18 protein-coding genes are annotated in these 23,351 nt (G+C 60.3%); 13 read left to right on the top strand and 5 right to left on the bottom strand.

The window, feature by feature from the left end; genetic code table 11:
- The 3 genes from J2W46_RS05540 to sdhC all read right to left on the bottom strand — a co-directional run.
- Nucleotides 1-1,148 (bottom strand): FAD-dependent oxidoreductase (locus J2W46_RS05540; protein ID WP_310351971.1); only part of this gene is annotated, 1,148 nt, incomplete at its 3' end.
- A gap of 4 nt (nt 1,149-1,152) precedes the next feature.
- On the bottom strand, nt 1,153-1,521 hold the full coding sequence (sdhD, locus tag J2W46_RS05535; RefSeq protein ID WP_087752107.1) for a succinate dehydrogenase, hydrophobic membrane anchor protein: 369 nt from the start codon (nt 1,519-1,521) through the stop codon (nt 1,153-1,155).
- A 4-nt stretch (nt 1,522-1,525) separates the two neighbouring features.
- Complete coding sequence (sdhC, locus tag J2W46_RS05530) at nt 1,526-1,939, bottom strand: succinate dehydrogenase, cytochrome b556 subunit (RefSeq protein ID WP_204522047.1); 414 nt, start codon at nt 1,937-1,939, stop codon at nt 1,526-1,528.
- A 217-nt stretch (nt 1,940-2,156) separates the two neighbouring features.
- Here sdhC and J2W46_RS05525 point away from each other — a divergent pair, with 217 nt between their 5' ends.
- Nucleotides 2,157-3,053: a LysR family transcriptional regulator gene (locus J2W46_RS05525; protein WP_087752083.1), complete on the top strand. Its 897-nt coding sequence runs from the start codon at nt 2,157-2,159 to the stop codon at nt 3,051-3,053.
- A 33-nt stretch (nt 3,054-3,086) separates the two neighbouring features.
- Here the strand turns inward: J2W46_RS05525 and J2W46_RS05520 are convergent, their stop codons facing one another.
- On the bottom strand, nt 3,087-6,263 hold the full coding sequence (locus J2W46_RS05520; protein ID WP_310351965.1) for a CheR family methyltransferase: 3,177 nt from the start codon (nt 6,261-6,263) through the stop codon (nt 3,087-3,089).
- A complete protein-coding gene (locus tag J2W46_RS05515; RefSeq protein ID WP_310351962.1) occupies nt 6,260-6,493 on the bottom strand; it encodes a ribbon-helix-helix domain-containing protein in 234 nt (77 codons plus the stop codon). The genes J2W46_RS05520 and J2W46_RS05515 overlap by 4 nt, the downstream gene beginning before the upstream one ends.
- Nucleotides 6,494-7,286: 793 nt before the next feature.
- Between J2W46_RS05515 and J2W46_RS05510 the strand changes: the two genes are divergently transcribed.
- The 12 genes from J2W46_RS05510 (at nt 7,287) to J2W46_RS05455 (ending at nt 23,214) form a co-directional block, all read left to right on the top strand.
- Complete coding sequence (locus J2W46_RS05510; protein ID WP_087752080.1) at nt 7,287-7,874, top strand: BPSL1445 family SYLF domain-containing lipoprotein; 588 nt, start codon at nt 7,287-7,289, stop codon at nt 7,872-7,874.
- A gap of 987 nt (nt 7,875-8,861) precedes the next feature.
- Nucleotides 8,862-10,292, top strand: a complete 1,431-nt coding sequence (locus tag J2W46_RS05505; RefSeq protein ID WP_310351958.1) for a sensor histidine kinase — start codon at nt 8,862-8,864, stop codon at nt 10,290-10,292.
- 17 nt (nt 10,293-10,309) lie between these two features.
- Nucleotides 10,310-10,948, top strand: coding sequence for a response regulator transcription factor (locus J2W46_RS05500; protein WP_310351956.1), 639 nt, complete (start codon nt 10,310-10,312; stop codon nt 10,946-10,948).
- A gap of 262 nt (nt 10,949-11,210) precedes the next feature.
- Nucleotides 11,211-11,597, top strand: coding sequence for a response regulator transcription factor (locus J2W46_RS05495; RefSeq protein WP_020066914.1), 387 nt, complete (start codon nt 11,211-11,213; stop codon nt 11,595-11,597).
- A gap of 148 nt (nt 11,598-11,745) precedes the next feature.
- Nucleotides 11,746-13,179 carry an efflux RND transporter periplasmic adaptor subunit gene (locus J2W46_RS05490; protein WP_310351952.1) on the top strand — a complete coding sequence of 478 codons (1,434 nt, stop codon included), beginning with the start codon at nt 11,746-11,748 and terminating at the stop codon, nt 13,177-13,179.
- A gap of 12 nt (nt 13,180-13,191) precedes the next feature.
- The gene (locus J2W46_RS05485) at nt 13,192-16,419 is read left to right on the top strand and encodes an efflux RND transporter permease subunit (RefSeq protein WP_020066912.1); all 3,228 of its coding nucleotides are present in this window, start codon (nt 13,192-13,194) and stop codon (nt 16,417-16,419) included.
- Nucleotide 16,420: 1 nt separating this feature from the next.
- A complete protein-coding gene (locus J2W46_RS05480; RefSeq protein ID WP_310351950.1) occupies nt 16,421-17,905 on the top strand; it encodes an efflux transporter outer membrane subunit in 1,485 nt (494 codons plus the stop codon).
- A complete protein-coding gene (locus tag J2W46_RS05475; protein WP_310351948.1) occupies nt 17,902-19,191 on the top strand; it encodes a paraquat-inducible protein A in 1,290 nt (429 codons plus the stop codon). Before J2W46_RS05480 ends, J2W46_RS05475 begins: the two co-directional genes overlap by 4 nt.
- Nucleotides 19,166-20,785 (top strand): PqiB family protein, encoded by a 1,620-nt coding sequence (locus J2W46_RS05470; protein WP_310351946.1) that lies wholly within the window; start codon nt 19,166-19,168, stop codon nt 20,783-20,785. The genes J2W46_RS05475 and J2W46_RS05470 overlap by 26 nt, the downstream gene beginning before the upstream one ends.
- Nucleotides 20,782-21,369, top strand: coding sequence for a PqiC family protein (locus J2W46_RS05465; protein ID WP_020066908.1), 588 nt, complete (start codon nt 20,782-20,784; stop codon nt 21,367-21,369). The genes J2W46_RS05470 and J2W46_RS05465 overlap by 4 nt, the downstream gene beginning before the upstream one ends.
- 358 nt (nt 21,370-21,727) lie before the next feature.
- Nucleotides 21,728-22,000, top strand: coding sequence for a hypothetical protein (locus J2W46_RS05460; protein WP_027804451.1), 273 nt, complete (start codon nt 21,728-21,730; stop codon nt 21,998-22,000).
- Nucleotides 22,001-22,110: 110 nt separating this feature from the next.
- On the top strand, nt 22,111-23,214 hold the full coding sequence (locus J2W46_RS05455) for an AI-2E family transporter (protein WP_310352071.1): 1,104 nt from the start codon (nt 22,111-22,113) through the stop codon (nt 23,212-23,214).
- Nucleotides 23,215-23,351 lie beyond the last annotated feature (137 nt).

The following is a 23,351-nucleotide window of genomic DNA, read 5'->3' as shown; positions in this document are numbered from 1 at the left end:
ACCGGCTCCTCGTGACCCTTCGCGGTGCCCACCACCTGGCCGTGGATGTTCGTCGGAATGCCGCCCATCTGGTAGTGGATGGTCGGCACCACCGGGATCGGTTCCTTGATGCAGTCGACGTTGGCGAACTTCAGCGCGATCTCGCGGATCGACGGCAGACGCTTCATGATCGTCTCCGCGCCGATGTGCGACAGGTCCAGCAGCACGTGGTCCTTGTTCGGACCCACGCCGCGGCCTTCCTTGATCTCCTGGTCCATCGAGCGCGAAACAAAGTCGCGCGGCGCCAGATCCTTCAGGGTCGGCGCGTAGCGTTCCATGAAACGCTCGCCGTTCGAGTTGCGCAGGATGCCGCCTTCGCCGCGCACGCCTTCGGTGATCAGCACGCCCGCGCCGGCCACGCCGGTCGGGTGGAACTGCCAGAACTCCATGTCCTGCAGCGCGATGCCCGAGCGCGCCGCCATGCCCAGGCCGTCGCCGGTGTTGATGAACGCGTTGGTCGAGGCCGCGAAGATCCGGCCCGCGCCGCCCGTGGCGAACAGCGTCGTCTTGCCTTCGAGGATGTAGACCTCGCCCGTTTCCATTTCGAGCGCGGTCACGCCGAGCACGTCGCCGTCGGCGTCGCGGATCAGATCGAGCGCCATCCATTCGACGAAGAACTGCGTCTTCGCCGCAACGTTCTGCTGGTACAGCGTGTGCAGCAGCGCGTGACCGGTGCGGTCAGCCGCCGCGCACGCGCGCTGCACGGGCTTCTCGCCGTAGTTCGCGGTGTGGCCGCCGAACGGGCGCTGGTAGATCGTGCCGTCGGCGTTGCGGTCAAACGGCATGCCGAAGTGTTCGAGCTCGTAGACGGCGTTGGGCGCCTCGCGGCACATGAACTCGATCGCGTCCTGGTCGCCGAGCCAGTCGGAGCCCTTGATCGTGTCGTAGAAGTGGTAGTGCCAGTTGTCCTCGCTCATGTTGCCGAGCGACGCGCCGATGCCGCCCTGCGCGGCGACCGTGTGCGAGCGCGTGGGGAACACCTTGGAGAGCACGCACACGGACAGGCCCGCGCGCGCCAGTTGCAGCGACGCGCGCATTCCCGAGCCGCCCGCGCCGACGATGACCACGTCAAACTTGCGACGCGGCAGAGTATTCTTGATTGCAGCCATTCTTTTACACTCTCCAGAGAATCTGCGCAGCGTAGCCCGCGCACGCGAGCAGCCAGACGATGGTCAGCGCCTGCAGGAACAGGCGCATGCCCACGGGCTTCACATAGTCCATCCAGATGTCGCGGATGCCGACCCACGCGTGATAGAACAGCGAGAGCAGCGTGACGAAGGTGGCCAGCTTCATCCACTGGGTGGCGAAGATCGAGGCCCAGCCTTCGTAGGAGAAGTCGTGCGCGCCGAAGAACCACGCGAGCAGGATCACCGTGTAGACGGCCATCACGACCGCGGTGATGCGTTGTGCGAGCCAGTCGCGCAGACCGTAGTGCGCGCCGACGACCAGACGCTTCGGACCGATTCGGTTAGGGGCTGCCATTTTTTTAGAATGCTCCGAAGAGTTTCGCCGCGAAGGCGAGCGTGAGAAGCGAGGACACGACGAACACGACGATGGAGGTCTGCCTGCCGCCTTCCTTGTTGACCGCGCGGTGCGTGTCCATCACGAGGTGACGGATGCCGGCGCAGAAGTGGAACAGGAACGCCCAGGCCAGCACCAGCGTGATGAGCTTGACGATGATGTTGGAGAGAAAACCCTTGAAGACCTCGAAGCTCAGTTCGGAGGTCAGGCTCTGGCCGAAGAGGTACAGCAGGAACGGAAGGAAAACAAACAGCAGACCACCGCTCAAGCGATGAAGAATCGACACGCGCCCTGCAAGCGGCAGGCGATACGCCGTCAATATCTGCCCGATACCGATGTTCCGGAATTCCGGCCTCGGTTTTTTTAATGTGTCAGCCACAGTAGACCCCCTTTGCCTCTTTAGATAAACACAACGGCGCACTCCGCCGCTCGCTCCGATATAGGCGCGAATCGTCCCACCTCATCCTTTGATCGAACGGCGTTGTATTGCGGGAAGATATTCAGGACGGACCGCGCGATAGCGATATTTTGTCGCACCGCTGATATACTGTCCAATATCTATCGCGTCTTACTGAAATAGCTTTTTCAGATATCAGATGGAACTGCGTCATATTCGCTACTTTCTCGCTGTCGCCGAAGAGCGCAACGTCACTCGCGCGGCCGAAAGACTCGGCATCGGTCAGCCGCCGCTCAGCCAGCAGATCCACGCGCTAGAAGACGAAATGGGCGTGCGGCTGTTTCGCCGCACCGGTCATGGCGTTGTATTGACGGAGGCCGGCGAGGCCTTCGCCGCCGACGCCAAGCGCATCCTGCACGACACGCGGCTCGCGGTCGAAAAGGCGCAGAGCGCGGGTCGCGGCGAAATCGGGCAGCTCAACATCGGCTTTACGGGGTCCGCAGCGTTCAATCCTGTCGTATCCAAGCTGATTCGCGATTATCGGCAGGACTACCCGAACGTCACCCTCACGCTTGCGGAAGGCAACACCGCACAATTGCTCGCCTATCTCGGCGACGGCCGTGTGGACGTCGCCTTCGTGCGCCTCGGCAGTCAGTCGCCAGCGGGCGTGCAGTTCCATCACATCGCGATCGAGCCGATGCGGGTCGTATTGCCGGCAACGCATCGTCTCGCGAAGAAACGCAAGATCGCGCTGTCTGCATTGGCAGAAGATCCATTCGTGATGCTTCCCCGAGAAGCGAGCCCTACGCTGCATGACGTCATTGTCGGAGCATGCAGGGAAGCCGGCTTCGAGCCGATCGCGGGACAGCAGGCGCCGCAGCTTTCGTCCGTGGTGAATCTGGTCGCTGCCGAGTTCGGCGTCTCACTGGTGCCGGCTTCGGTATGTCAGATACAGGTCGAAGGCGTCGCTTATACCGACGTGCTCGGCAACGCCATCTCGATCCGGCTCGTGCTGGCCTCGCGCATCGAGGCCGCGCCCGCGAAGACAGCGAACTTCCTGCAGAAGGCGGTTGCGTTGGCGTCGTCGGTTACGTGAGGCAGTCGACCAACACCATGATGCGTTGACCGTTCAACGCGTTCGCAGTTGCTGCGATGGTGTGGCTTTCGACGCATCGCCGCCCGCCGAACCGGCTGCAGGTAACGGTATCTCGATGTGACACGAGATGCCGTCTGCGTTGAACGTGAGTTCGGTGCGTGCCTGCAGCGTGAACTTCAGCGCCTTCTCGATGAGTTGCCGGCCGAAGCCGGTCCGGCTGCTATCCGGTCTGGCGCGAACCCCGCTTTCCACCCACTCGAATACGAGCAATGCAGCCTCGGCGGTGCCCGCCTCGACGCGCCAGCGCACGTCGAGTCGTGCCTGCTCCTCCTTCAGCGCGCCATATTTGAGCGCATTGGTCGCCAACTCGTGCAGGACGAGCGCGATGATCTGTATGTTCCGGAATCCGAGCGGCACGACCGGGCCATTGATCTTGACCCGTTCGCCGTTTGCAACGCCGAGCGCATCGAACTCGAGCCGCACGATATCGCTCAGGTTGATCAGATTGCCGTCCGCTTCCCCGACCAATCCCTGCAGGCGTCCCAGCGCCGCGAGGCGGCTCGTGAACGTTTCCAGCTTTTGGTCGGCGGTGAGCGTCTGTTCAGCAATAGATTGAATCACCGCCAGCAGATTGCGCGTGCGATGCTGCAACTCGCCGATCAGCACGTTCTGCCTGTCTTCGGCGTGGACCATGTCCGTGACGTCGACAAAAGCAATCACCACACCGTCGATCTGCCTGTCGCCGTTGCGATACGGCGCAAGGCGCACCAGGAAATGCGCAAGCCCATCCCTGCCGCTGACGTGGCGCTCCCGCGGCTGGTTCGTTTTGAAGACGGTCTCGATATCGTGCTCGAGCCCGTGCAACTCAAGCCGGCTGACGAGTTCCGTGATGGGACGGCCGCGGTCGATAGCACGGATATGGAAGATGCTGTCCATTGCCGGCGTGAACGAACGGATCACCAGGTTGCGGTCGAGAAACACCGTTGCCACCGAAGTGCTCTCGAACAGATTTCGCAAGTCGCTGTTCGAGCGGTCGAGCGCGTCGATCTTGCCGCTCAATTCCATGTTGACGGTTTGCAGTTCCTCGTTGAGCGAAACGAGTTCTTCCTTCGACGCCTCCAGCTCTTCATTCGACGACTGCAGTTCTTCGTTGACCGAGACCAGTTCCTCATTGGAGGACTTCAATTCCTCCAGTGCCGTCTCGTACTCTTCGATCATGGACTGCAAACGCTCGCGCGTCTCGCGCAACTCCTTTTCGATCTGCGCCGCGGTGCCGTCGTGCATGGACTGCGCGCGCGCAAGCGCTTCCTCGCGGGCCGCTAGCGGACCTTCGTCCTCGAAGATGACGAGATACATATGCTCGTCCTGCGGCTGACCAGTCAGCGGTTCCACTGTCAGGCTGATGAGCTGCACACGGCCGTCTTCGCCCTCCACGACGACGCCTTCGCGCGTGACCGTACGGCCCGACTCGACCGCTTCGCGAAACACCGACCGCAGATCGAGGCTGAGTCCCTTGCGTGCGAGCGCAAACAGTTGCCGCGTCGGCACGCCGGGCGCGGCCTCCAGGTATTTGCCGGTGCGGCCCGAGTAATAGACGACATCGCCGTCGCGCGTGACGAGCACATGCGGCGGTGTGAAGCGCTCCAGCATATGGTTATCCACCACATGCCGCAGCGCTGCGCCGCCGAGCGCAGGGCGGCTCGGCGTCAGTCCTCCCGGTTGCCCGATCTTCAACGAAGAGACTGACAGCGGCACACGGATCTGCGGCGAAACATCAGCTCTGCGCCGGAAGATGCGGTGCTTCTTCTCGACGGGCAGAAACAGTTCGTCAAACTGGCTGACGTTCTCCGATGTACCGAGGAAGAGATACCCGTCCGGTCGCAGCGCATAGTGAAACGTCGGGATCGCCTGATTCTGGATTTCGGTACCGAAGTAAATCAGCAGGTTGCGGCAGGAGACGAGGTCGATGCGCGAAAAAGGCGGATCGCGAATCACACTATGCGGCGAGAAGATGCAGAAGTCGCGCACTTCCTTTGTGAGCACATAGCTGCTGCCGTCCTGAATGAAGAAGCGCTCGCGCCGTTCGTCGGATACACCGTCGAGCATCGCTAGCGGGTAGCGTGCCGCGCGGGCGACGGCGAGCGCGCCGTCGTCGATGTCGGTGGCGAAAATCTGTACGCGCGGCGCCGGCTGGCGGCCATCCATCTGCTCGCGCAGCAGCATGGCGATCGAATAGACTTCTTCACCGGTCGCGCAACCGGGCACCCACACGCGAATTGTGTCGTCGGCGCCGCGTCCCTCCAGCAACTGGGGAATCACGATTTCCGCGAGCGCTTCGAACGCCTGCGCATCGCGAAAGAAGCTGGTCACGTTGATCAGCAGGTCTCGAAACAGAGCGGCGACTTCTTCCGGCTCTTCCGACAGACGCGCAACGTATGCCTCCGGCGTGAGGATTTCAAGGACCTGCATGCGCCGCTGCACGCGGCGCACAAACGTGTTCACCTTGTAACCGCTGAAGTCATGTCCAACCTGACTGCGCAGGATCGCGTAGATCGCAGTGCGTGCCTCGTCGAACTCGCTTGCATCGATTTGCGCTCCTGACTTCCCGGCAAAGCCGTCGAGCATGAAGACGCCCGCGGCGAAGCTCGCGAGCTTCTGGCCCATTACCTCGGCGGGCACCACGAAATCGACGAGGCCCGTCGCGATCGCGCTTCTCGGCATGTCCGGATGATGCGGGCCAAAGCCGTCGCCGGCCTGCGCCAGTGTCAACCCGCCGCGCTCCTTGATTGCCTTGATGCCTAGCGTGCCGTCGGAATCGGCGCCCGAGAGAATCACGCCGGCTGACAGTTCGCCGACGTCGGCCGCGAGCGTGCTGAAGAAAACATCAATCGGTTTGCGCTCGCGCCGGATCTTGTCCTGAGACTGCACGTGGAGTGTGCGGTCCTTGACACTTACGACGGCGTCGGTGGGCAACAGGTACACATTGTTGGGTTCGATGGATGTGCCGTCTGCAATGGCGTGCACCGGCATGTCGGTAAAACGGGCGACGATTTCCGGCAGCATGCTGTCGCGATCGGGACTCAGATGCGTGACGATCACGCACGCGAGGCCGGGGTTTCGCGGCATGCCACGGAAGAAGCCCTCAAGCGCTTCGACGGCGCCAGCGGACGCGCCTATGCCGACAATCGGAAAAGTGGTGGGTCGCGTCATCGTTTGTCCCGCATTGCCGCGCCTTTGCGACCATCGGGATGGGCCTGCCGCTTCGGGGGCGTACCGTCCGCACTATTGTCCAGCGAAGGCATGGACTGCTCCTGCAGCAGCCGAGGTCCGGCACGGACGACCTCGCTTGCCGTGCTGTAGAGGCCTACGACAATTTTTGCCTTTATGAACGACGCCAGTCGCTCCGTAAGACTAACGCATAGCGCGTGCTTGCTCGGCATGGGCGACTCGCGAAAATGGATGGGTATGATTTTATATTACGCCTTTGGAACTGGGCACTTCGATCACCCGTGGCGGGCTCAAAAGACAGAATCGCGAGACAGAAGAGCATGATCACTGCGCATGCCCATTCACCGCTGTTCGCAATGCGGCATCTGCCGCAGTGATCGCATACGACCTTGGTCCGATTGTCCTCAACAGATACGCAGCGCAATCATGTACTCACGACGCGAGCTTATGCGTCGTCGGGAACACCCTGGGAGCTGTTGTGGATGTTTACCGGAAACACCGCTTTTGCGCCGTCGCATTGAGCGGTGTGTTCCTGAGCGTTGCGGTCTAGCCAAGCCGGCGAGGGCGCTGAAATCGGCGCTGCAATCGGCGCGGTTGGCGGCACGATGGTTTGCGGAGCGCGGGCTCGCAACAATCGGCAGGCCGCTGCAGATTGGAGTCAGGCGGAACGTGTTATTGGATGCCGCCACTGAGCGAAACGGCGTGCGTGTTATTCCGCTGGATGCGAAGTGCTTCATGGCCGCGTGATGCAACCGTGGCTGGAACGTTACCCTTGCCCGCAAATAGCGGCGAGCTGTAAGGCGAGAGTCCTATTCCTCTCGTCGCCATGACATCACTAAACTGGTCAAGCCGGGACGAGCCCTTAACGTTACTACCTGAGTACTCATCTGACCGCGTCATGTGACTGCGGCCGATTGAGTGATGTGATTGCTGCCGCAACGATTTAAGAACGATGTGTTTACCCGCGTACCGGTCCTTCGGCCGGAGCGCTAACGGAGGCCAACAATGAACAGACGGAACTTCGTGTTAAGAACTGCGGCTGCGATGGCTGCTTCCACTCTGGCGGTTGCCGGTTGCACCATGACGTCAGGCGGCGGCAAAAGCGCTGAGACCGACGCGTCCAAGCGCCAGGCCATTGATGCGAGTGTGAACGGTACATTGAGCCGGCTGTTCTCAACGGTGCAAGGCTCACGGGAACTTGCGTCGAAGGCACAAGGGATTCTGGTGTTTCCCGACGTGAAGAAGGCTGCGTTCATTGTGGGCGCCCAGTATGGCGAAGGCGCATTGCGTGTGGGCGGCACTACGGCTGGCTATTACAGCACGGCGGCGGCGTCATTTGGATTTCAGGCGGGGGCACAATCCACCGCTGTCGTTTTCATGTTCATGACAAGCGACGCGCTCGCCAAATTTCAGAGTTCGTCTGGCTGGTCGGCCGGAGGTGATGTTGGGGTATCGGTCGTGAAGGTAGGTGCGAATGGCGCAATCGATACGACATCGGCAACCTCGCAGGTAGTCGCCCTCGTCCTCACCAATGTCGGCCTGATGGCCGACGCTTCGGTTAACGGTGCGAAGGTGACGAAGCTCAACCTTTAGGCCCTGAAGCATGTGATAGCAATGTATCGGGCGTTTGCTCGATCTTAACGTCGTCGCGCTCCGGCGTGACCTGGACGACGATGGTCCAATCGCTTCAGGACATGTCCGCGATCCACGCAGCGCATCCGGCGTCGTGTCGTTAAAGGTCGGCACGACGCGCGGGACGCATACTCGCTCGGAAATAGAGTCTGGATGTCGTCAAACGTCAGGAATCCGAACTTGGTCAGGAATGCTTCAGCCCGTTCATGCTGCAATGTCGCCTGATTGACTTCGATCGCGGGCCATCTCAGTCACGCACTTATCGTTATCTGGCTCAGCTTTAGACAGTGCGCGAAATTATGCTATTTGGTCGCAGTTAGCATAATCGCGCCGAAGTAGAGCGCGTAACGCGATTCCAAACCGGAAACGTTTTGAATTCTCACTGCCTGTACGCTATAAGCGAACTCGATTGCTTCTTGCATAGGTGAGCTTGAAGCGGAATGCAAGCGATGCAGCGAAAGCCATGCCCCTGTAGCCTCGGCCTTCGAATTCGCCTACGGGTGACGAACGGCCACCGTGAGCCTTTAAGGCGCAAATGTGTCCATACGGTACTTTCGCAATTCCCTCTCGACTTGCAACGATGTTATTAACAGGCTATTGAACGCCAAGTCGAACGCGAGTCACGCCATTTTTTCCGATGCTTCCAGTTCGCTCGAAAAAAATTCTGAAAAAAACAGGTTGCTACCTTTCATCCGGCTATCTTCCCGTCTATGGTACTCAAAGGTACCAAACAAATACGGCTTTCGTGCGATTAGGTGAGCCGACCAATAACCTACTAGATCTCATTTTGCTGATTGACCGAAGAGCTCGCTCATCTGTCGATCTGTTGAGCGGGTAGTGTGGCATGTTCGAGCACATTCCCGCGAAGAGGCGCACGTTGCTGCTCGATACCGTAGGGCCAATACGGAGAGTCCAGTCATGAATATGCCCACACGCGACCCCCGCACGATGATGGCGGGGATTGCGTCAGCCCTTGAGCGGCTTAAACATTCATGGGGAGCCAGCGCAAGGAGACAGAACCCGACGCCGTCAGGCAGACCTGCCAGAATGATTACGGCAAATCGAGCGCATGACAGGCCGCGGGTCGACATACCTGACGTGGCACCTCGCAAAGCGGGGAGCGGACAGGACAATTTCGTTCGAAAGCAGTTGCACCCCCGGGCATACAGACGACCATCCACTGCGCGCTCCGACCGTATGGGGCAGTTAAAGAGTGCGCTGGTTAGATATCTGTCATGGCCGACGGGTCGCGCTGAAGACACGAGGCTTAATCGCGCGAGAGAAGCGCTGAAGCCACTGCTGGAAATGATGCCTGCGGCGATGATCGTGGTCGATCACGCTAATAAGGTAGTACAGGCCAACCAGCTTGCCGCAACGCTTTTCTCCTATACAGCGGAGGAAATGAGCGGTCTCTCTTTCGCCCAGTTGTTTCCTCGCATGGATAACGACGCGGTGGCACGGCGAGGACATCCATCATCAAGCGGCGTACCAGAAGACTTTTCAGCTTCCAGCGCGCGACGAACAGCCGTTGCACGATGTAAGGACGGCAGCGAACGGCCGGTTAGCGTGAAGTGTACGCACTACAGACCGGCTGGCGCATTCGTATGGGTCGTCACTGCCGACGACGTGCAAGCTCACGCAGAGATGGTCAGCGACGAGTCGCAGCACGCGCATCTTGCGCGCGTTTTCGAGCTGGCGGAAATGGCGGCCGTTCTTGCTCACGAAATCAATCAGCCGCTCACCGCGATTCTGAGTAACGCACAGGCGGTACAGCGATTCCTGCATCTGACCAGAAGCGGTTCAACTGATTTGCGGGAGGCGTTTGCGGACATCGTGGCGGATAGTTTTCGAGCCACTGAGATCGTTCGCAAGCTGCGGCAGTTCGTCCGTCGGGCCGCACCCGAGACACGATCCATCGACATTGGAAGTCTGGTCAGCGGAGCGATGCACCTCATGCGTCGCGATGCGGTGGTGCGCGGGGTCAGCGTGACGCTCGATATCGGGAGGCGTGTGCCGCTGGTTCGGGGCGATAGCATTCAGTTGCAGCAGGTCATGATCAATCTGCTGCAAAACGCGTTCGACGCGGTAGAGGGATGTTGTGCGGAACACCGCGTCGTGTCGGTGAAAGTCGATACTGCAGCGCAAGGTGAAGGGGTCAGTATTTCCGTGAGCGACCGCGGCCCCGGTCTGAAGGCGGAGCAACTCGGCGAGATGTTCTCGCCGTTTCCCACCTCGAAGCCGCAAGGTCTCGGGCTCGGCCTGTCGATCAGTATCTCGATCATCTCGATGCACGGCGGACGGCTTTGGGCGGAAAGCAATGGCGAGCGGGGCGCGACGTTCCGGCTCGTGTTGCCATCCGCAGGCGAGGTTGATATATGACAACCTGTTCAAACACCATGACTGAAGTCACTCCGATGGTATTCGTCGTCGACGACGACGAGCACGTCAGATCTGCTCTGGCGCGACTGATCCGGCTGTCCGGTTATTCCGTGCAGACCTTCGAGAGCGCGGAGACGTTTATCGAACGTTTCGATCCGAACGGCGGCCCTGCCTGTCTGCTGCTGGACCTGCAACTGCCGGGACTCAGCGGATTAGCTTTGCAGCATCAGTTACATGAGTGGCTACCGATCATTTTCATGTCTGGACACGGCAATATGAGTTCCGCCGTCGACGCAATGAAAGGAGGAGCGACAGACTTCCTGCCAAAACCGGTGACCGACAGCGTATTGCTCGACGCAATCGAACGCGCGCTCGAACGCGCGCGACGGCTATTCGGTTGGCGCAGCGAACTGCAGGACATTCAGAGCCGGGTCAAGCAGCTTACGCCGCGCGAGCACGAGGTGATGACGCTCGTCGTGGCGGGTTACCTGAACAAGCAGGTCGCGAGCGAGTTGGGCGCAGCAGAAAAGACCATCAAGATTCACCGTGCGCGTGTGATGGAAAAAATGAAAGCCGGCTCGCTCGCGGAACTCGTCCGCCTCGCGGAAAAAGCGGAATCCGCGACCGCGACGGACACGACCGCCTCATATCGCTGACTGCGTTCGAGCAGGCGCCATGCAGATGAGGTCGCGCCTCATCGGTGCTGGTGCGAATCAAAATTTCAGACATCCTGTACGCCAGCGCTGCTGGCATTCACACATCGCGCGCGGTGCCGCTGACGCGTAACCACCAGTCGTAATCCGGTGCACCTGATTGGTCTTGGTGGACCAAAGTCCTATTTCATATCTCCAGTGAATTCGTTAGGCTCGGACTGCACGATCGCGTTGCGACATCGCCTAACGAGCCCGAACGTACCACATGGCCAATCTCACTCCGACCGCAGCGGTTGTCGACGATGAAGAATCGGTCGGACGGGCGATCAAGCGCCTGTTGAGATCCGCTGGCATCGACGCGGAGGCGTTCTCGAGCGGCGAGGCATTTCTGAACAGGCTGTCGACCGATGCATCGTACCGGCCCGACTGCGTGATCCTCGATGTCCTGATGCCCGGCGTTGGCGGCGTCGAAGTGCAGCGCCAACTGTCCGGTTCGGGGATGCCGGTCATCATCATCACCGCCCACGACGACCCGTCGGTTCGCGCGCAAGTGCTCGCCGCCGGCGCCATCGACTATCTGCGCAAACCGTTCGACGGTGCCGCGCTAATCCGCGCGGTTCAGGCGGCGACGGGTTTCCCGCCCGTGCCCTGAGGCCGCTCTCCGTTGAGCGGCGGCGTAGCAGCGTCGTCTTCGTACGGAACGTATGAGACCAAAGTCCGATTGTCCGGACATTGTCGGATAACCACACTGCAATCTATGCAGCCGTCAGCCGCGCTGACGTCATCCGGAGAACGCGGATATGAAAAGCCCGGACGCAATCAGTGGGATCGCCCCGATGAATATGGCCTCTGTTGCCCGCGCTTTGCGCTTGTCGCGCGCGCTCGTCACCGCCTCGCATGTGATCGTGCCCGGTCGCCCGACGCATGCCCGCCGTCTCGCCGCGCAAAGCACACGGTTGCTTGCGCTCCACAGTCACGCTCTTGACGCCACGGGTAACGCAAGCGTCGCGCCGGTCCGCCCCACGCTCACACTGCTGGTTACGTTGCTCGCGTTGCTTGCATTCGTCGCCGGATGCGGCAAGAAGGAGGCATTGCCGGCGGCAAGTGCGCCAGAGGTCACGGTGATGACGATCACGCCTCGCGATACGCCGGTCGTATTCGAGTTCACCGCGCAGACCGAGAGCTCACGCGAAGTGCAGATCCGCGCTCGCGTAGACGGCTTTCTCGATCGTCGCACCTATGTAGAAGGGTCGTTGGTGAAGTCCGGAGAGACGATGTTTCTGATGGACCGGAAGCCATTCGAGGCCGCGCTGCAAACGGCCAAAGGCCAGTTGTCGCAGCAGCAGGCGCGGTACCAGGTCGCAAAAGCCAACCTGGCCCGCGTGCAACCGCTGGTTGCGCAGAACGCATTGAGCAAGAAGGATCTCGACGATGCCGTTGGCGGCGAGGCACAAGCCGCCGCAGCCGTTATTGCAGCCAAAGGCGAAGTGGATACGGCTCTGTTGAATCTCAGCTACACGACGATCAAATCGCCGCTAACGGGCCTGTCGAGCTTCGCCAAACAGCAGGACGGCAGCTATGTGACGGCGACTCAGTCGGGGCTGCTCACCACTGTGTATCAACTCAATCCGATCTGGGTGAACTTCAGTGTGTCCGAGAATGAAATGCTGAGGTACCGCGACCAGATTGCGACAGGACATCTGCGCTTTCCGCCCGAAAACAACTTCACGGTGTCTCTCGTTCTCGCCGACGGTTCTGTGTATGCAGAACACGGCTCGATCGATTTCGCCAATCCCGCATTCAGCACTGAAACGGGCACGTTCCTGGTACGGGCCGTCTTCGACAATCCTAAAGCTGTGCTGCGACCTGGGCAGTTCGTGCGGGCGCGCGTGGCCGGAGCGATCCGGCCGAATGCAATCCTGGTTCCTCAGCGAGCGGTTTTGCAGGGCTCGAAAAGCCATTTTCTCTGGGTGGTGGACGCCGAATCTAAAGGCCGTCAGCGCGTGGTCGAAGTCGGGGAATGGCAAGGCGACGACTGGTTCATCACCGACGGACTGAAGCCTGGTGAGCGTGTCGTAGTAGACGGTGCAATCCGCGTCACGGCCGGGGCGCCGCTCAAGATCGTTGACCGGCCGGCCGTCGCGGACAGCGGACAGCAGGAACCAGGCGGCCAGGCTAGTGGACCCAAAACAGCCGCGACGGAGCCGGTCTCCGGCACCAGCGCGTCCCAGTAAAGGACGGCGACGATGAGCATTTCCCACTACTGCATCGACCGGCCGATTTTTGCGTCTGTAATCTCGATTGTGATTACGCTCGGCGGTGCGTTGACGATGTTCGCGCTGCCCGTCGCCCAATATCCGGACATCACGCCGCCGCAGATTACGATCTCCGCCACCTATCCTGGGGCGAGTGCAGACGTCGTCGCGAATAACGTGGCCGCGCCAATCGAACAGCAGGTGAACGGCGCCGACAACATGATCTACATGAACTCGTCGAGTTCATCGACGGGAAATCTGACGATCAACGCCTTCTTTGAAATCGGCACCAACCCGCAGCTCGCGCAGGTCGACGTGCAGAATCGCGTGAACCTTGCGTTGCCGCAGCTGCCGCAATCAGTTCAGGCGCAGGGTGTACAGGTGCAGAAGAAGTCGTCGGCGTTCATGATGGTCATCGCGATCTACTCGCCGGACCAGCGCTTCACCAGCACGTACATTGCGAACTTCGCGAACATCTACGTGCTCGATGCGCTCAAGCGGATTCCGGGCGCGAACCAGTCGAGCATCTTCGGCACTCCGGACTATGCGATGCGTGTCTGGCTCAAGCCTGATCGTATGGCGCAGCTGGGCATCACCGCGACCGACGTGCAGAACGCTGTCCAGGCCCAGAACCAGCAATTCGCTGTAGGGCGCATTGGACAGTCGCCGACCGGCACCCCGGTTGAACAGTCGTTTGCGGTCACGACCACTGGGCGCCTCGCCGAACCGGCGGAGTTCGAGAACATTATCCTGCGTGCCGCTAGCGAAGGCTCGGCTATCGTGAGGCTGAAGGACGTCGGACATGCCGAACTGGGACAGAAGGACTACTCCATTCGCAGTCGCTTTCAGGGCAAACCGGCCACGATCATCGCCGTCTATCAGCAACCGGGCGCGAATGCGCTAGACGTGTCGAAGCAGGTTCGCGCCACGCTTGCCCAACTCAAGCAGTCGTTTCCCGAGGGCATCCAGTACGACATTGCAATGGACACCACGGAATTCACGCGCGCGTCCATATCCGATGTGATCCATACGTTTTTCGAAGCGCTGGTGCTGGTGGTGATCGTGGTGTTCGTTTTCCTGCAAAGCCTCAGGGCGACGTTGATTCCAGTGCTGGCAGTGCCGATTTCGATTGTCGGCACCTGCATGGGAATGGCCTTGCTCGGATTTTCGATCAACATGCTGACCCTCTTCGGGATGGTGCTTGCCATCGGTATCGTGGTCGACGACGCGATCGTGGTGATCGAGAACGTCGAACGCAACATGACCGTTCACAAGCTCAATCCGAAAGACGCGGCCAAGCTCGCGATGGACGAAGTGGCGGGTCCGGTGATCGCGATCGTGCTTGTGCTGTGCGCGGTGTTCGTGCCGGTGGCGTTCGTGAGTGGCATTACTGGCCAGTTGTACAAGCAGTTCGCGATTACGATTGCGATTTCGGTGGTGATCTCGGGCATCGTCGCGCTGACACTGTCGCCGGCACTCGCCGCGCTATTGCTCAAAAGTACTCACAAGGAAAAGAAAGGCTTCTTCCGCTGGTTCGACAACGCGTTCGCACGGATGACCGCAAGCTACTCCCGCGCGATTCAGTTCGTCATCAAGCGCTTCGTTCTCGCGTTGCTGGTGTTTGGCGCGATGATCGCGCTGACCGTCGTGATGGTCAAATCCGTTCCGAGCGCATTTCTTCCGCCGGAAGATCAAGGCTATCTTCTCGGCGCAATCCAGATGCCGGACGCGGCGAGCCTGGATCGGACCGGGGCGGTGTCTGACCGGGTGACTGAATACTTCATGAAACAGGACGCGGTCGGCAGTATCACGACGGTCGATGGATACAGTCTGCTTGACGTGCAGAACAAAAACAATGCGAGTACCTTTTTCATCGGCCTGAAAGGTTTCGACGAGCGCTACACGCACGCCAATCGCGAAACCCAGAATGCGAGGGCCGTGCTGGTCGATGCGTATCAGACCTTGTCGAAGATAACGGCGGGCGTCGTGATTCCGGTTAATCCACCGTCAATTCCGGGGCTCGGCACGACCGGCGGCACCGAAGTATGGATTCAGAGCAAGGGCGACGCGTCGATCGCGCAGCTTGCCGGGGTCGTGCAGCAGTTTATCGAGCGGGCCAGAAAACGGCCTGAGCTTGCACGCGTCACGACGACCTTCAATGCGTCGTCACAGCAGTTGCTGGTCGAGGTGGACAGGGAAAGAGCCCAGACACTCGGCGTGCCGATCGAAGACGTATATAGCTCGATGCAGACGATGTTTGGTTCCCTTTACGTGTCCCAGTTCAACCGGTCGAGCCGGCTATGGCAAGTCATCCTGCAAGCCGATCCGGTTTATCGGCTCAGACCACAGGACCTCGACCAGATATTTGTTCGCAGCAAGACCGGTACGATGGTGCCGCTAAGAGCGGTCGCGACCTACCGGTATGTCACGGGTCCCGATCTGCTCACGCGCTTCAACAACTTCCCGGCCGTGCTCGTGACGGCGAATGCCGCGCCGGATTTCAGTTCGGGCCAGGTGATCGCTGCACTCGAACAGGTTGCCACCGAAATGCCGGCCGGCTACGGCGTCGCCTGGAGCGGTGAGGCTTATGAGGCGCGTAAATCCGGGGGAACGTCGGGCATCGTTTTCATCTTCGGGCTCGTGATGGTGTTCCTGATCCTCGCCGGCCAGTACGAGAAATGGTCGTTGCCGGTCGGCGTGCTAATGGCCGTGCCGTTCGCGCTGTTCGGCGCGCTCCTCGCTATCCTGATGCGGGGCCTCGAAAACGATATCTATTTCCAGATCGGCCTCACGATGCTGGTCGCGCTCGCGGCGAAGAATGCAATTCTGATCTTCGAGTTCGCGGTGATCAACCGGGAAGGAGGCGCGTCGGTGCTCGATGCTACCTTGCGAGCGTCCGAAGAGCGGTTGCGTCCGATCGTGATGACGTCGCTTGCCTTTATTCTCGGCTGTGTGCCGCTTGCTATTGCAGTGGGCGCGTCGGCAAACAGCCGGCATTCGATCGGCACTGGTGTGATCGGCGGGATGCTGGGCGCGACCGTCATCGCGGTATTTTTCATTCCGATGTTCTATTACCTGCTTGAAACCTGGTCGTCGCGTAAAAGCGGCCCCAAGGAGAAGCCGGGAGCAGACCCAAGCACCCCGGGAGGTTCGGCGCCTGTAGCGGGCGGTCCGGGCACGCCGAAGGTCACGCCGTCCGCACAGCGCGAGGGTGACTGACATGCGCACCACGCACTTTGCGAGCGTTGGCGTTGTGCTTCTGACGGGGCTCGCCTCGCTGTCGCTGACTGGCTGTCTGCTTGGACCGGACTACGCGCGGCCCAAAGTCGATGTGCCCGCTACCTTCCGTTTCAGCATCCAGGAGACGGCCGACACCGCGAACACGGCCTGGTGGGAACAGTTTGGAGACCCTGTTCTCAACGATCTGATCGCTGCCGCGCTCGCGGATAACCTCGACGTCAAGATCGCCGCCGCGCGCGTAGAAGAGTTTCGCGGGCAGTTCGTGACAACCCGCTCAGGACTTTTCCCGCAGGTGGGGGCGAACTTCAATGCGTCACGCCAGCGCGCAACGCTGAGCGGCGGGGTGCCGCTGCCGGCGAATGTGAACCCGGTCTACAACCAGTTCGACGCGAGCGTCTCGGCGGCTTGGGAAATCGACCTGTTTGGCAAGACGAGGCGCGAGACCGAAGCTGCTCGTGCGAATCTGCTCGCGAGCGAAGAGGGTCGCCGCGGCACGATTCTCTCGCTGGTAGCGTCGGTTGCTTCGTCGTATATCAATCTGCGCAGCCTCGACCGGCAGCTGGACATCGCGAAGGCTACGGTGGAGAGCCGGGCCGAATCGGTCAAGGTATTCACGCTGCGTTTCGCGGGCGGCGAGGTGTCGCAGATGGAATTGGCACAAAGCCAGTCTGAGTATCAGGCGGCATTAGCCACTATTCCGGAGTTGGAAACCCAGATCGGAGTGCAGGAAGACGCGCTTGCCGTGCTGCTCGGACGCAATCCCGAGCCGATTTTGCGTGGACACGATCTGGACGCGCTGACCGCGCCCGCGATTCCGTCCAGTCTGCCGTCCGAACTGCTCGAACGCCGTCCGGATGTGCTCCAGGCCGAGCAGAACCTGGTGGCGCAAAATGCATTGATCGGCGCGGCGCGGGCGCTGTATTTTCCGTCGATCTCGCTAACGGGGCTGTTCGGTTCCGTCAGCACCCAATTCTCGAACCTGTTCACCGGGCCGGCGCGTGTATGGTCTTTCGCCGGCGCCGTGTCGCTGCCTATCTTCACTGCCGGCAACATCGAAGGGCAGGTTCATCAGGCGGAGGCACGTCAACAGGAAGCGCTGTTTGCGTATCAGAAGGCGATTCAGGTTGCGTTTCAGGAAGTCGCGGACGCGCTCATCGCGCTGCAGAAATCCCGCGAGCAATTGGGAATCCAGCAGGATCAGGTTACCGCGCTGTCCAGCTACTCGCACCTTGCGCGGCTGCGCTACGAAGGCGGCTACACGAGTTACATCGAGGTGCTCGACGCCGAGCGCAGTCTGTTCAACGCGCAACTGAGCTATACACAGACCCAGGGCGCCGAATTGACGTCGTTCGTGCGTCTTTACAAGGCGATGGGCGGCGGCTGGGTCGTCAAGGCCGAAGAGATGACTCAACCGCCTGCCCCGCAGCCTATGGCTGGCGTGCCGGCTACCGAGGCGCCGCGATGACGCACGCCAGGCTCCTCGCATGCCATGAATGCGACCTGCTCCAGGTCGATGCCGACCTTCCCGAAGGCGGCGTGTTGCGTTGCCGGCGTTGTCATGGCGAGCTTTACAGGAACAGGGCAAATTCGCTCGGAAATGCATTGGCCCTGTCGCTCGGGGCGGCGGTGCTGCTCGCGATTGCCAACTCCTATCCGATTGTCGGACTGTCGGTAAACGGCACGTTGGTCGAAACGACGCTGATCGGCGCAGTGGATGTTCTGTACATCGACGGGATGTGGCCGATCGCGCTGCTGGTCTTTTTGACCACTGTTGCCATTCCTGCTGTGCAAGTCGCCTCGATGCTATGGATGCTCATACCGTTGCGGTTCAACCGCGTGCCGTGGGGGGCAGCCACGGTGTTCCGGCTGGCTCGCCTGGCTCAGCCATGGGGCATGACTGAAGTGCTGATCATCGGTTTGCTGGTGGCGCTCGTCAAACTCGCCCACATCGCGAGCGTCGTTGTAGACGTTGGACTGTGGTCGTTTGGCATATTGATGCTGGTCCTCGCCGCTGCGAGCGCCGCGTTCGATTCGCGCGACCTGTGGGCGAGAATTACTGCACTTCAGAACCCTGGCGGGCAGACGGGTGGCTCGCTGTCTCTACCGCGCGGCTGGCTGAGCGCCGCGCGGTGCGGTCTGATGCAGTGTCATGACTGCGGCTTACTGGTGAAGGCACCCGCCCACGCGCAGGGTCTGTGCTGTTCGCGCTGCGGCGCGTCGGTGCACTTTCGCAAGCCGGACAGCCTGGCGCGCACGTGGGCATTTCTGCTCGCGGCGATGGTGCTGTATATCCCCGCCAACGTGTTGCCGGTGATGTACACCAGCTCGCTGTTCGGCGCGGAGAAGGACACGATCATGAGCGGTGTCGTTTATCTCTGGACGTCCGGCTCGTGGTTGCTCGCCCTCGTGGTGTTCGTCGCGAGCGTCGCAGTGCCGATGCTGAAAATTATCGCCATTGCCTTTCTGTCGATCTCCACTCAGGTTCACTCGCGCTGGAATCCCGAACAACGTACGCGCATCTACAGAGTGGTTGAACTGGTCGGGCGCTGGTCGATGCTCGATATTTATGTCATCACCATGCTGGTGGCCCTGGTGCAGTTCAAGGCGCTGGCCACTATCCAGGCGGGCCTGGCCGCGGTCGCGTTCGGCGCGGTCGTCGTATTGACCATGTTCGCCGCCATGTCGTTCGACTCGCGTCTGATCTGGGACGCGGACGGGCCGGATCATGCCGGACAACCTAAACACGCCTGAGCCGCCTGACGTCCCCGTAGCCATCGTCGCGCCCCGCGCGCGTTGGCGGCCCCAGGTCGTATGGCTGGTGCCGATCATCGCCGTGCTGATCGGCGGTTGGCTTGCCGTCAAGGCGGTACTCGATCAGGGGCCGCAGATCACCATCATGTTCAACACAGGCGACGGACTCGAAGCCGGCAAGACAAAAATCAAGTTCAGGGAAGTCGATATCGGCGTTATCAAGGGAGTCAGCCTTTCGAGAGATCACAAGCACGTGATTGCAACTGCGGAGGTGGTGAAGGATGCATCGGACCTGCTCGTCGACGACACGCGTTTCTGGGTCGTGCGCCCACGGATCTCGGGCGGCACCGTGTCCGGGCTCGGCACTCTGCTGTCGGGATCGTTCGTCGGCATGGACGCGGGCGGCTCCGCCAAGCCGCGCCAGACCTTCACCGGTCTCGAAGTTCCACCTGTGATCTCGAGCGATGTGCCCGGTCGCGAGTTTGTGCTGCGAAGCCAGAACATGGGTTCGCTCGATGCCGGCACACCGATCTTTTATCGGCGGCTGCAGGTCGGACAGATCACCTCCTATGCTCTCGATCCTGACGGCAGGGGCGTAACGTTGCACGTATTCATCAATGCGCCCTACGACAAGTTCGTCAGACCCGACACGCGCTTCTGGCATGCCAGCGGGGTGGACGTCGCTCTCGACAGCAACGGGGTACGGCTCAACGCGCAATCGCTCGTATCGATCATCATTGGCGGGGTTGCGTTCGATACGCCGGAGCACTCGCTCGATCAACCTCAAGCGGCCGCACAGACGACCTTCACGCTGTTCGAGAACTTCGGTGAGGCCATGAAGCGTCATGACCGGATCGTCACCCGGTTCGTCGCCGAATTCGACGATTCAGTGCGCGGGTTGACTGTCGGCGCGCCGCTCGATTTTCGCGGCATTACGATTGGCGAGGTGAGTGGCATCTATACCCGATTCGACCGCGAGAGCAGGAAGCTGAGTATCGTGGTGGAAGTAGCCTACTATCCCGAGCGGTTTACGAACCGCTATGAAAGCGGTCCGACTGGCAGCCCAGTCGTCAAGGACACCCGCGAATTCGCGGATTATCTGGTTGCACGGGGCTTGCGGCTGCAATTGAGGACGGGCAACCTGCTGACCGGCCAGCGTTATCTTGCCGTCGACTTCTTCCCTGACGCACCCAAAGCGAAGATCGATTGGAGTAAAAATCCGCCCCAGTATCCGACTGTTCCGGGCTCGCTTCAATCGCTTCAGGATTCCGTCACGCGTCTGGTCGCCAAGTTGAATACGATACCGTTCGAAGCAATCGGCAAGAACGCGCAGATGACCCTTCAGAACGCGAATTCGCTACTTGCCCATCTCGACACCGATGTCGTTCCAGAAGCGAAAAACACCCTGAATGCCGCGCATGGAGTGATGACTTCTGCCAACGGGGCGCTGCAACCGGACTCCGCGCTACAGCAGAACGTCTCCGACGCTATGAACCAGTTGGCGCAGACGGCCGCCGCAGTCCGCACGCTGGCCGACTATCTGGAGCGGCATCCCGAGGCACTGGTACGCGGCAAGCAGGAGAACAAACCGTGACGCGAATCTCTTCTGTCGTTGCCGGGGTATTTTTTTGCGGCTTGCTGGGCGCCTGCGGCAGTTCGCCGACCGCCAGTTTCTATACGCTGACGGTCGATACGACACTCACGCCGATGACCTCCACGATGCCGGTCCATGTCGTGGTCAATCCAGTCACTGTTCCCGATGTGGTCGATCGGCCGCAGATCGTCACGCGCATGGGCAACAACCAGGTAGTGCTCAACGAGTTCGCTCGATGGGGCGAACCGTTGAAGGCGGACATTGCACGTACCATCGCAGGTGATCTCGCCACGCTGCTGGCATCGGATCACGTGTCGGTCTTCAATATGGGCGTTGATGCGGCGGGTACGTGGCGAGTTCGCGTGGACGTCATGCGCTTTGACGCGACGCCCGGCGAGGCCATAACCATCGAAGCGCTCTGGGCCGTGTTTCCCCCTGGCAAACCGCTGCCGGTTGCAGGTAAGTCGCTGGTTCGGCAACCCATTGACGGACACGGTTACGACGCGCTGGTGTCAGCCGCGGATCGCGCTCTTGGGGCAGTGAGCCGCGATATAGCTGGAGTGATTCACGCAGGCGCGCCTTAATGAAACGCGGCCGCGACGGTTTATGCCGACGTGGCCGGCGCGACGTAGTTCGGCGCCGAACGATTCCATCTGACATGGTTGCTCTTCCATGATTTGGATAGATATCCGAACTAATAAAGGTGCGTTGTGACCGACCAGAAATTGGAGAGCATGAGAGTTATACGCGTGGCTGCCGCTACTCCTACCCAACAGGTTGTTAGAACATCTCGCGACCGTTGTGATGCCAACAGCGAAGCGCGAGAAGATTACGCCGCGTACGACCAAAGTCCAATACAAAACGTGCTTCAACGAATATACGCTGGAAGCTTGCATGCTTGTCACTGACAAACTCACCAGCAGATCACATTGGGGGCCCGTTATGAAAAAAGCGATTGCAACAGTGATGACCGTATCTCTCGCACTACTACCGCCTGGGTTCGCGTCGGCGCAAGATAATTCTGCAGCGCCCGCAGCGGCAGCCGCGGACCATCCGGATGAGATAGTGAAAATGCATCAACAGGTCGCAGCAGCCAATCGCGAGTACAACCGGGAAGTCGCGGCTGCAAAGAAAGTCTATGACCAGAAGAAGGCGGCCGCTAACAAGAAGCGCGACGCGGCGGTTGCTGCCGCACACAGCGGCACGAGCCAGTAAGCGGCTTGCCGCAATACGAAAGTAGCGTGCGTGTCCGCGTTCATGCTCCGTCACTGGCCAGTCTGGTTTGTCGTTAGATGAATTTCGCGACAATCTGCGAGGAGATTCCGATGCTGATCTCGCCGACCGGCTCCCGGAGCCTATCGAGAGAGCTGCTTGACGTATTGATCCGCGCCGGACTCGTGGCGGTGCTCGCTGTTTTCTGTTTCCGGATCTTCGTCCCGTTTCTGAACCTGATGGTCTGGGCGTTGATTCTCGCCATTACTCTCTATCCGCTGCAACTCAGGCTTCGACGACATTTTGCGGGAAGAGATGGTCTGGTCGCCACGATGATTATCCTGGTCGCGTTTGGCGTTATTCTGGTACCGACCTATCTATTGGGCGTGGCCATCGCCGATTCGATGGACCACATGATCGCAGTACTCAGAAGCGGTAGCTTCGCGATCCCGCCGCCTGCCGAATCGGTCGCGAGTTGGCCGCTAGTGGGACCACGTGTGCATGAATTATGGCTGCAGGCCTCGACTAATCTGACCGGTCTCGCTCAACGGTTCGCGCCGCAAGTCAAGGACGCTGGTCTTGCCGTGCTCGGTACGCTCACTGGCCTCGGCGCGGGCCTGTTGATTTTTTTCTTCGCGTTGATCATCGCGGGTATCTTCATGGCGCACGGGGAGAAGGGTCATCGCAGCGCGGTGTTGATCGCGTCGCGCATCTCAGGACCTGAAAACGCGTTGGAAATAACCAGCCTGTGCACGACCACGGTTCGCGCAGTCGCCCAAGGCGTGGTCGGCATTGCGTTCATCCAGATGCTGCTCATTGGTGTCGCGTTCGTCGTCATGGGGATACCCGGCGCGGGTCTGCTCGCGCTCGCGGTGTTGCTGGTCGGCGTTATGCAGTTGCCCGCCACGCTGATCACTGCCCCTGTGATCGTCTTCGTGATACTCACGCAAGGGGCGAATGCATCGACGATTATCTTCTCCGTTTATATCCTGGTGGCAGGACTCGCCGACAACGTACTGAAGCCTTTACTGCTTGGGCGCGGTGTTGCAGTGCCAATGCCGGTCGTGCTGATTGGAGCGCTTGGCGGCATGGTGACAGCCGGGGTAATCGGCCTGTTCATTGGTCCCGTGATGCTTGCGGTCGGTTACAAGCTGTTCTGGCGATGGGTTAAAGAACAGCCGGAGCTCGAGCGCGTTGAGCAGCAGGAACGGTCTTGAAGTTGGCGTAAACACGTAGTGGCATCGAATCACAAATCTATGGCGCCCAAAGGCAAATCGCGTTTTGAGGTCACGGTATCTTCGTCGGACGAGTTCGTTTTTGCCGCGTCTGACGCGAAGGCGAACGTCCCATAGTT

Origin of the sequence: Paraburkholderia strydomiana (assembly GCF_031456815.1) — a bacterium.
In the GTDB taxonomy this organism is placed as follows: domain Bacteria; phylum Pseudomonadota; class Gammaproteobacteria; order Burkholderiales; family Burkholderiaceae; genus Paraburkholderia; species Paraburkholderia caledonica.
This window is presented reverse-complemented; position numbering and strand designations above follow the sequence as displayed.

Coding starts and splice junctions, on each gene's coding strand:
- sdhD (WP_087752107.1), bottom strand. CDS start 1,521: ATGGCAGCCCCTAACCGAATCGGTCCGAAGCGTCTGGTCGTCGGCGCG.
- J2W46_RS05525 (WP_087752083.1), top strand. CDS start 2,157: ATGGAACTGCGTCATATTCGCTACTTTCTCGCTGTCGCCGAAGAGCGC.
- J2W46_RS05520 (WP_310351965.1), bottom strand. CDS start 6,263: ATGACGCGACCCACCACTTTTCCGATTGTCGGCATAGGCGCGTCCGCT.
- J2W46_RS05515 (WP_310351962.1), bottom strand. CDS start 6,493: ATGCCGAGCAAGCACGCGCTATGCGTTAGTCTTACGGAGCGACTGGCG.
- J2W46_RS05510 (WP_087752080.1), top strand. CDS start 7,287: ATGAACAGACGGAACTTCGTGTTAAGAACTGCGGCTGCGATGGCTGCT.
- J2W46_RS05505 (WP_310351958.1), top strand. CDS start 8,862: ATGATGGCGGGGATTGCGTCAGCCCTTGAGCGGCTTAAACATTCATGG.
- J2W46_RS05500 (WP_310351956.1), top strand. CDS start 10,310: ATGACTGAAGTCACTCCGATGGTATTCGTCGTCGACGACGACGAGCAC.
- J2W46_RS05495 (WP_020066914.1), top strand. CDS start 11,211: ATGGCCAATCTCACTCCGACCGCAGCGGTTGTCGACGATGAAGAATCG.
- J2W46_RS05490 (WP_310351952.1), top strand. CDS start 11,746: ATGAAAAGCCCGGACGCAATCAGTGGGATCGCCCCGATGAATATGGCC.
- J2W46_RS05485 (WP_020066912.1), top strand. CDS start 13,192: ATGAGCATTTCCCACTACTGCATCGACCGGCCGATTTTTGCGTCTGTA.
- J2W46_RS05480 (WP_310351950.1), top strand. CDS start 16,421: ATGCGCACCACGCACTTTGCGAGCGTTGGCGTTGTGCTTCTGACGGGG.
- J2W46_RS05475 (WP_310351948.1), top strand. CDS start 17,902: ATGACGCACGCCAGGCTCCTCGCATGCCATGAATGCGACCTGCTCCAG.
- J2W46_RS05470 (WP_310351946.1), top strand. CDS start 19,166: ATGCCGGACAACCTAAACACGCCTGAGCCGCCTGACGTCCCCGTAGCC.
- J2W46_RS05460 (WP_027804451.1), top strand. CDS start 21,728: ATGAAAAAAGCGATTGCAACAGTGATGACCGTATCTCTCGCACTACTA.
- J2W46_RS05455 (WP_310352071.1), top strand. CDS start 22,111: ATGCTGATCTCGCCGACCGGCTCCCGGAGCCTATCGAGAGAGCTGCTT.